This window comes from Bacillus sp. JJ1503 (assembly GCF_036965125.1).
Taxonomy (GTDB): domain Bacteria; phylum Bacillota; class Bacilli; order Bacillales; family Cytobacillaceae; genus Cytobacillus.
The window spans coordinates 1-7,425 of the sequence record NZ_JBALOZ010000233.1 but is presented as its reverse complement, the minus strand read 5'-3'; the positions used below and the strand labels follow the sequence as shown (position 1 = coordinate 7,425).

The window sequence follows — 7,425 nt, the reverse complement described above, 5'->3', positions numbered from 1 at the left end:
TAGCAGGGAAGAGCAAGATGAGTTTGCTGCCGCAAGCCAAGTAAAGGCGGTAAAGGCTATTGAAGAAGGCAAATTTAAAGATGAAATCGTTCCTGTTGAGATTCCGCAAAGAAAGGGAGATCCGATTGTATTTGATACGGACGAATACCCGAAAAAAGGAACAACTGTTGAAAAATTAGCTGCACTAAGACCGGCATTTAAAAAAGACGGCAGCGTCACAGCTGGAAATGCTTCGGGCATCAATGACGGTGCTGCAGTTCTAATTGTTATGAGCAGAGAAAAGGCTGATGAGCTTGGGGTTCAGCCACTTGTTGTAATTAAAGGAAATGCAAGTGCAGGAGTGGACCCAAGTATTATGGGCATAGGACCAGTAAATGCTGTTAAAAAGGCACTTGAAAAAGCAGCAGTATCAATGGAAGAATTAGAGTTAATTGAAGCAAATGAGGCATTTGCAGCGCAATCACTAGCTGTAGACAGAGAGCTTCAGTTTAATAAAGATATTCTGAATGTGAATGGAGGAGCCATTGCATTAGGACATCCAATTGGAGCAAGCGGTGCTAGAATTCTAGTGACATTAATTCATGAGATGATAAAGCGTCAGTCGAAAAAGGGGCTTGCCACATTATGTATCGGCGGAGGACAGGGTGTTGCTACCGTAGTTGAACTAGTTTAATAGTGATGGATAAAGCCTAAATTATACGTTCTCGATGAGAGGAGAGAATGACATGAAAACAATTTCTACTTCCTTTAACGAAGCAGTGAAGGATATTCATGATGGTGCTGTTTTAATGGTTGGCGGCTTTGGACTTTGTGGAATCCCGGAAAATTTGATTCTAGCTTTAGTGGAGAAGGGTGTTAAAGATTTAACGGTTATTTCGAATAACTGTGGGGTAGACGAATGGGGGCTTGGTCTCCTGCTAAAAAATAAACAGATTAAGAAAATGATAGGTTCCTATGTAGGTGAAAATAAAGAGTTTGAAAGACAGGTGCTGGCCGGTGAAATTGAAGTCGAACTTCTGCCGCAGGGAACACTGGCAGAAAAAATTCGTGCTGGCGGTGCTGGCATCCCGGCTTTTTATACGCCTGCAGGAGTAGGTACTCCCATTGCAGAGGGGAAGGAAACAAAGATTTTTAATGGAAAAGAATATTTACTTGAAGAAGCCCTAGTCGCTGACTTCAGTTTAGTAAGAGCTTGGAAAGCGGATAAGATGGGCAATCTTGTTTATCACAAAACGGCGAGAAACTTTAACCCGATGATTGCCGCTGCAGGAAAAGTAACGATAGCCGAAGTGGAAAATCTGTATGAAATCGGTGAGCTAGATCCGAATCATATTCATACCCCTAGCATTTACGTGCAAATGCTAATTGAAGGGATTCAGGAAAAACGCATTGAAAGACTGACGTTAGCGAAATAATTTACGGGAAGGAGAAGTTGCCATGAGTAACGATAAAGCTGGAGTTCGTGAAAAAATTGCGCGAAGAGCCGAAAAGGAAATTGAAAATGGCTTTTATGTGAATCTAGGTATTGGAATGCCAACACTCGTTGCTAACTATATTTCAAGTAATAAGCAAGTCGTGCTTCAATCTGAGAATGGTCTGCTTGGCATAGGCCCTTACCCTTCTAAAGAGGGAGTGGACCCAGATTTAATAAATGCTGGCAAAGAAACAGTGACAGCCATTCCGGGTGCTGCTTATTTTGACAGTGCTGAATCCTTTGCCATGATCCGTGGAGGGCAAGTCAATATAGCGATTCTCGGAGGAATGGAGGTCTCTGAAAACGGGGATCTCGCAAACTGGATGATTCCAGGCAAGATGATTAAAGGAATGGGCGGAGCGATGGACCTCGTTCACGGTGCAGGCAAAATTATCGTCATTATGGATCATACGAATAAAAACGGGGAGTCGAAAATCCTCAAAGAATGCACCCTCCCATTAACAGGCAAGGCAGTTGTCAATCGGATTATTACGGAGAGAGCGGTCATTGATGTAACGGACTCAGGACTTAAGCTTGTGGAAGTGGCTAAGGGCTACACTGTTGAGGAGGTTGTCCAATCAACTGAAGCTTCTTTACAGGTAGACGATCATGTTCTAACAGACGCTTATTAAATTTGAGGGGCACAGTTATCAATGGCTGTGCTTTTCCTAATTAAAGGAGAGATACTATGACATTTGGATTTAAAGGAATTGATCATATTCAATTAGCAGCACCAAAAGGCTGCGAGGAGCAGGCAAGATTATTTTTCGGAGAAATCCTTGGTCTAGAAGAAATACCGAAGCCAGAAAATCTCCAAAAGCGGGGAGGCTGCTGGTTTTTATGCGGAAACCAGGAAATACATATAGGGGTGCAAGAAGAATTTCTACCGGCAAAAAAAGCCCACCCTGGCTTAGTTGTAGAAAACTTAGAAGGTTTGCGTAAAGAATTGGAAAATAAAAAGATTATGATAAAAGAAGAACCGCCTATAGAAGGAAGAAATCGCTTTTTTGTCGATGATCCATTCGGCAATAGAATTGAATTTCTCGAGTTTGTAAAATAAGTAATTATGATATAATTGGTGATAAAATTAATTTTATGAGGGGATTTAGATGAAAAAGAAAAAGCAGCATTCCCAGCCTAAAAAGGATGATAAACCAATTACACTTGGCGATATGCTAAACCAAGAATTGATGGAAAAACTAAAAGATACGAAACAGGAATTAAAAGCAGCAGAAGATAAACAAAAAGAAGAGGAAGAGCAAAGAAAGAGAGAAGAAAGAAGATTACGGGAAAAGAACAAGAGCTTTGAAGAATTGCTTGGTGAAAGCAATCTTAACTGGAAGGAATATAAATAGGGTGATAAAAAAATCGCTTAAGTTTAAGCGATTTTTTTATTGCATTATTATCTATGCTGCTCATACAAACTCATTTTTGTGATTGATTCTATAATGGAGAGCTCATCTCCCGATAATGGTTCTGCTACAATGGCTTTTGCGTTTTCCTTAACTTGTAGAACAGTGCTAGCTCCTGCAATAACAGACGAAACAGCAGAATGAGCTAAATTATATTGCAAGGCAATTTCTGTCATGGAACGGGTATGAGAAAGTTTTTCCCGCAAGAGCGGAATGGTTTCCTGTAATTCTTCCAACTGATAGTCTAAATAGCCTTTTTCCGATGCTTTTTCTAACATTTTATCGCTTAAGATCCCTTTTGCAAGCGGTCCGCGTGTAACAGCTCCTATACCGTTTTTCTGAAGAAGCGGCAGCACTTCCTCTTCCGGACGGCGATCTAGAATACTATATTGAATCATTACAGACACAAGATTCGATTTATTCACATATTCACGAATGACATTAGGCCGAATAGAAGATATTCCGTAAAAGCGGATTAAACCTTCTTCTTTTAACTCCTCGAATGCTTCAATCGTTTCATCGATTGGATCCTCCATCGTCCCGCCATGAAGTTGGTATAAGTCAATATAATCCGTACCTAATCTGCTTAAGCTTGCTTTGACAGCTTCTTTTATATACTTTTTAGAGGGGTCCCAGCTCCAGCTATCTTTGTTGTCATTCCAGCGGTTTCCTGCCTTCGTAGCAATGATGACCTTATCCCTTACATGGCGTAGAGCCTGCCCAACAATTTGTTCGTTTGTTCCGAAATCATATAAGTCGGCTGTGTCAAAGTAGTTAATCCCTGCTTCTAATGCAGCTTCGATAATTTCTTGCGCTTTTTTCGCATCCGTACCGAGGGACATGCAACCAAGTCCGAGCTCACTTACATATAAATCTGACTTGCCCAACTGTCTTTTTTTCATAAAAATAACCTCAATTTCACCTTTTCTTTTTATTTTAACGAAAGAAATGAGTGGACCACAAATAAATTGGACTTTTTTGTAATAAAAAGCTAAATACGGGGTTTCGCAAATAATTCTGTCGCTTTCACAAATAAATTGCCACTTTCGCAAATAAATCCGCGACTTACACAAATAAATCTCAGCCACCTTTATATGAGGTCTTTTTTAGTTCGACCCACTCTTTTATCAACCGATACTCCTTGCTGTAATCCTTTAGCTTCTCCCTGATTTCCCATGCTTTTCCGACTAAGATGACGCCCTTCTCGTGAACATATATTTTCATGTCATACTCCCCCAATTAAAGTATGATAATATGTATGAGTACACTTAAACGGAATAGAACAGGAGTGACTGGAATCATGAGTCGCCTAGAAGAAAAAACGACCAATATTGAAAAAATATTTACTGGAAAAGTAATTAGTCTTCAAGTAGAAGATGTTGAGTTGCCAAACGGAAAAATGTCCAAGCGAGAAGTCATCAAGCATCCTGGGGCAGTAGCAGTACTTGCAATAACAGACGATGAAAAAATTGTCATGGTGGAGCAATATCGTAAAGCATTGGAAAAGACAATTGTTGAAATTCCTGCTGGCAAACTAGAAGCAGGAGAGGATCCAGAGGTTTGTGCAAAAAGAGAGCTTGAAGAAGAAACTGGTTATGACTGCAAAGAAATGGAATGGCTGATTTCCTTCTATACTTCTCCTGGATTTGCCGATGAGATCATTCATTTATACATCGCGAAAGGCTTGGAAAAAAAGGAAAATGCAGCATCACCAGATGAGGATGAATTCGTAAATTTGCTCGAGTTGACGCTTGACGAGGCAGAGCAATATATAAAAGAAAAGAAAATATATGATGCCAAAACTGCATATGCTATTCAATATTTGCAACTTCAAAAGGTGTTGAAAAAGTAAATGAAGGATTACTATTCAGATTTACATATTCATATCGGCCGTACGATGACAGGGAAGCCGGTAAAAATAACAGGAGCAAAATCACTTACATTTACAAACATTATTGAACATGCGCGAAATGAAAAAGGGTTAAACATGATTGGGATTATTGATTGCCATTCTCCCGAGGTAATTCTAGAAATTGCTCAGCTCATGGAAACTGGAGACGTGATCGAGCATCAAGAGGGCGGTTTACAATACGGAGATTTAACCATAATCCCAGGTTCTGAATTGGAAATTTACGATGAGAACTGCCAAGGACCTATTCATGTACTTTGTTATTTTCCTACATTAACAATGATGAAGGAATTTTCGTCCTGGCTTTCGCACCACTTGAAAAATATCACTCTAAGTTCACAAAGAATTTATGCTTCAGGCCGTGAGCTTCAGACAAAGGTAAAAGAATTAAGCGGATTATTTATCCCAGCCCATGTGTTTACACCTTTTAAAAGCCTTTATGGAAAAGGGGTACACAGATCTTTAGAGGAAGTGTTTGATAAAAACCAAATTGACGCCATTGAACTTGGATTAAGTGCTGATACAGCAATGGCAGATCAAATAAAAGAGCTGCACAACTATTCATTTTTAACGAATTCTGATGCTCATTCCTTAAAGAAAATTGCCAGAGAGTATCATGTCCTCCAAATGGCTGAACCTTCTTTTCTAGAATTGGAGAGGGCGTTAAAAGGAGTGGATGGGCGGAGAATCAAAGCAAACTACGGACTTGATCCGCTTCTTGGGAAATATCATCAAACCGTATGTTCCCAGTGCTTTGCCCCATTTGATCCGATTCATAATGAATGTGTAAATTGCGGTAGCACAAAGTATATTAATGGGGTCGCTGACAGAATTGTTGAATTAAAAACAGCAAGTGAATCTCCAAATCATCGGCCGCCATATGTACACCAAGTTCCGCTGGAGTTCATTTCGGGGCTTGGTCCAAAAATGCTTCAAAAATTACTTGATCACTTTGGTACTGAAATGGCCATCTTGCATGAGGTTCCATTAGAAAAATTAAGTGAAATTATTCCTACAAAAACTGCAGAACTTATCGTAAAGGCCAGGGAAGGAAAACTGAGTCTTACAGCAGGAGGCGGCGGTAAATATGGGAAAATTGCTGATTAATACAAGTACAAACAAGAGAAAAAGACTGTTTAATTCAGTCTTTTTTCTCATTATTAACAAAAAATATTATTTATTTTTCTTCACTATTGCAAACACACAAGTATCCCTTAGCTCTTTACCATCAGCGCTTAGGTCATTATTCACTAAAATGCCTTCTAATCGGATTCCTAATTTTTCAGGTATCTTTCTGCTGCTGATATTTTTCGGGTCACAGCGAATTTCAATCCGGTTTGCTTCTAAATCGTTAAAAGTAAAATCAATTAAACCGCTAACTGCTTCTGTTATATAACCATTTTTTTGATGGCGGGAGTCACACCAGTAGCCAATTTCAAATTTTCGGACATCCCAATTTATTCGATGCAAGCCTGTGGAACCAACGAACACTTCATCTTCTTTTCTAAAAATATGAATTCGAATATCTTCCCTCGATAAAAATTGAGAATAAGATTTACGGATATTTATTTCGACATCATCAACCGATTGTTCTTTGTTAGCAAAAGGAAGCCATTGCTTCAAATCTTCAATAGAGGCCTGGATTGATTCATGAACGGTTCTCCCATCGCCTGGCATACAAATTCGCATATAAAGTCTCTCAGTTTCAATTCTATCCGGAAATTCAATTAATACTGGATTCATCGTAAAAATCTCCCTCCTGAATTAAGTCAATTTTGACTATTATAATGTAAAATTCAAAAAAATCAACTGTATTTTTTCTGCTCTAAATTTGTCATACAGCAAAAGGACAAGCATACAATTTAATAACAGAATTGTTGCAGGAGGAAGAGCAATGAGAAAAAAAATGTACCAGAACGTCATCGCAACCCATTTTCGTGAGCATTCCTCAATTTATTTGTTTGTGATTGTTTTATTTCTAATGGGTGTTATTTTCGGAGCCATCGTTGTCAACAGTTTAAGCTTAACGCAAAAGGAAGATTTATTTTTTTATTTATCCCAATTTTTTAGCCAAGTTTCTAATGAGGAAGTTGCAACTACGAAGGATCTTTTCAAACAAAGTCTCTTTCATAACATGAAATTTATTGGGTTAATGTGTATTTTAGGTATATCCATTATCGGTCTTCCGATCATCCTCATTCTTTTATTTATGAAAGGGATGGTTGTCGGATTTACAGTTGGATTTTTAGTTAATCAAATGGGCTGGAATGGATTTTTATTATCCTTTGTTTCTGTTTTGCCGCAAAATTTTATCATCATTCCGATATTTATCATCTCAGCCACGCTAGCCGTTTCTTTTTCATTAAAAATGATTAGCAGACAATTTATGAAAAAACTCGGGCCGCCGGTAATGCCTTTGTTTGGAAAGTATATGATGTCATTTGCTTTTGCCCTCGTGTTTTTATGCTTAGCTGCTGGAATTGAGGCCTTTTTATCCCCTATCTTAATGAAATCGGTGATAAATTCATTATAATGACAGAGTTATTTTAAATAATTCCTATTTAATAATAATTACCTTTGCTTAATTGTAATAATTTTATTTTGAATCTCCTCCATTATCTGCTATAATG

The 7,425-nt window shown here is 38.5% G+C and carries 11 protein-coding genes; 8 read left to right on the top strand and 3 right to left on the bottom strand.

Annotated elements, in window-relative coordinates:
• The 5 genes from V7149_RS17355 to V7149_RS17335 form a co-directional block, all read left to right on the top strand.
• Positions 1 to 673: acetyl-CoA C-acyltransferase (locus tag V7149_RS17355; protein WP_335346863.1), on the top strand; the 673-nt coding region annotated here is incomplete at its 5' end.
• 52 nt (positions 674 to 725) lie between these two features.
• The gene (locus V7149_RS17350; protein ID WP_335346862.1) at positions 726 to 1,415 is read left to right on the top strand and encodes a CoA transferase subunit A; all 690 of its coding nucleotides are present in this window, start codon (positions 726 to 728) and stop codon (positions 1,413 to 1,415) included.
• Positions 1,416 to 1,437: 22 nt separating this feature from the next.
• Positions 1,438 to 2,106 (top strand): CoA transferase subunit B, encoded by a 669-nt coding sequence (locus V7149_RS17345; RefSeq protein ID WP_335346861.1) that lies wholly within the window; start codon positions 1,438 to 1,440, stop codon positions 2,104 to 2,106.
• Between the two features lie 56 nt (positions 2,107 to 2,162).
• On the top strand, positions 2,163 to 2,534 hold the full coding sequence (locus V7149_RS17340) for a VOC family protein (protein WP_335346860.1): 372 nt from the start codon (positions 2,163 to 2,165) through the stop codon (positions 2,532 to 2,534).
• Positions 2,535 to 2,583: 49 nt separating this feature from the next.
• Positions 2,584 to 2,829 (top strand): YqkE family protein, encoded by a 246-nt coding sequence (locus V7149_RS17335; protein WP_335346859.1) that lies wholly within the window; start codon positions 2,584 to 2,586, stop codon positions 2,827 to 2,829.
• 47 nt (positions 2,830 to 2,876) lie between these two features.
• On the opposite strand, the gene V7149_RS17330 is transcribed toward V7149_RS17335, so the two are convergent.
• A complete protein-coding gene (locus V7149_RS17330; RefSeq protein ID WP_335346858.1) occupies positions 2,877 to 3,788 on the bottom strand; it encodes an aldo/keto reductase in 912 nt (303 codons plus the stop codon).
• 178 nt (positions 3,789 to 3,966) lie between these two features.
• The gene (mciZ, locus tag V7149_RS17325; protein ID WP_335346857.1) at positions 3,967 to 4,110 is read right to left on the bottom strand and encodes a Z-ring formation inhibitor MciZ; all 144 of its coding nucleotides are present in this window, start codon (positions 4,108 to 4,110) and stop codon (positions 3,967 to 3,969) included.
• Positions 4,111 to 4,186: 76 nt separating this feature from the next.
• Here mciZ and V7149_RS17320 point away from each other — a divergent pair, with 76 nt between their 5' ends.
• Both V7149_RS17320 and V7149_RS17315 read left to right on the top strand, forming a co-directional pair.
• Positions 4,187 to 4,738 (top strand): NUDIX hydrolase, encoded by a 552-nt coding sequence (locus V7149_RS17320; RefSeq protein WP_335346856.1) that lies wholly within the window; start codon positions 4,187 to 4,189, stop codon positions 4,736 to 4,738.
• Complete coding sequence (locus tag V7149_RS17315) at positions 4,739 to 5,902, top strand: TIGR00375 family protein (protein WP_335346855.1); 1,164 nt, start codon at positions 4,739 to 4,741, stop codon at positions 5,900 to 5,902.
• 66 nt (positions 5,903 to 5,968) lie between these two features.
• On the opposite strand, the gene V7149_RS17310 is transcribed toward V7149_RS17315, so the two are convergent.
• Complete coding sequence (locus V7149_RS17310) at positions 5,969 to 6,538, bottom strand: GNAT family N-acetyltransferase (protein ID WP_335346854.1); 570 nt, start codon at positions 6,536 to 6,538, stop codon at positions 5,969 to 5,971.
• Between the two features lie 151 nt (positions 6,539 to 6,689).
• Between V7149_RS17310 and spoIIM the strand changes: the two genes are divergently transcribed.
• Positions 6,690 to 7,328 (top strand): stage II sporulation protein M, encoded by a 639-nt coding sequence (gene spoIIM, locus V7149_RS17305; RefSeq protein ID WP_335346853.1) that lies wholly within the window; start codon positions 6,690 to 6,692, stop codon positions 7,326 to 7,328.
• The last annotated feature ends 97 nt before the right edge of the window (positions 7,329 to 7,425 follow it).

Bases quoted from the DNA above. Each gene is read 5' to 3' on its own strand.
- V7149_RS17310 (WP_335346854.1), bottom strand. From the start codon at position 6,538: ATGAATCCAGTATTAATTGAATTTCCGGATAGAATTGAAACTGAGAGA.
- spoIIM (WP_335346853.1), top strand. From the start codon at position 6,690: ATGAGAAAAAAAATGTACCAGAACGTCATCGCAACCCATTTTCGTGAG.
- V7149_RS17340 (WP_335346860.1), top strand. From the start codon at position 2,163: ATGACATTTGGATTTAAAGGAATTGATCATATTCAATTAGCAGCACCA.
- V7149_RS17350 (WP_335346862.1), top strand. From the start codon at position 726: ATGAAAACAATTTCTACTTCCTTTAACGAAGCAGTGAAGGATATTCAT.
- mciZ (WP_335346857.1), bottom strand. From the start codon at position 4,110: ATGAAAATATATGTTCACGAGAAGGGCGTCATCTTAGTCGGAAAAGCA.
- V7149_RS17320 (WP_335346856.1), top strand. From the start codon at position 4,187: ATGAGTCGCCTAGAAGAAAAAACGACCAATATTGAAAAAATATTTACT.
- V7149_RS17330 (WP_335346858.1), bottom strand. From the start codon at position 3,788: ATGAAAAAAAGACAGTTGGGCAAGTCAGATTTATATGTAAGTGAGCTC.
- V7149_RS17335 (WP_335346859.1), top strand. From the start codon at position 2,584: ATGAAAAAGAAAAAGCAGCATTCCCAGCCTAAAAAGGATGATAAACCA.
- V7149_RS17315 (WP_335346855.1), top strand. From the start codon at position 4,739: ATGAAGGATTACTATTCAGATTTACATATTCATATCGGCCGTACGATG.
- V7149_RS17345 (WP_335346861.1), top strand. From the start codon at position 1,438: ATGAGTAACGATAAAGCTGGAGTTCGTGAAAAAATTGCGCGAAGAGCC.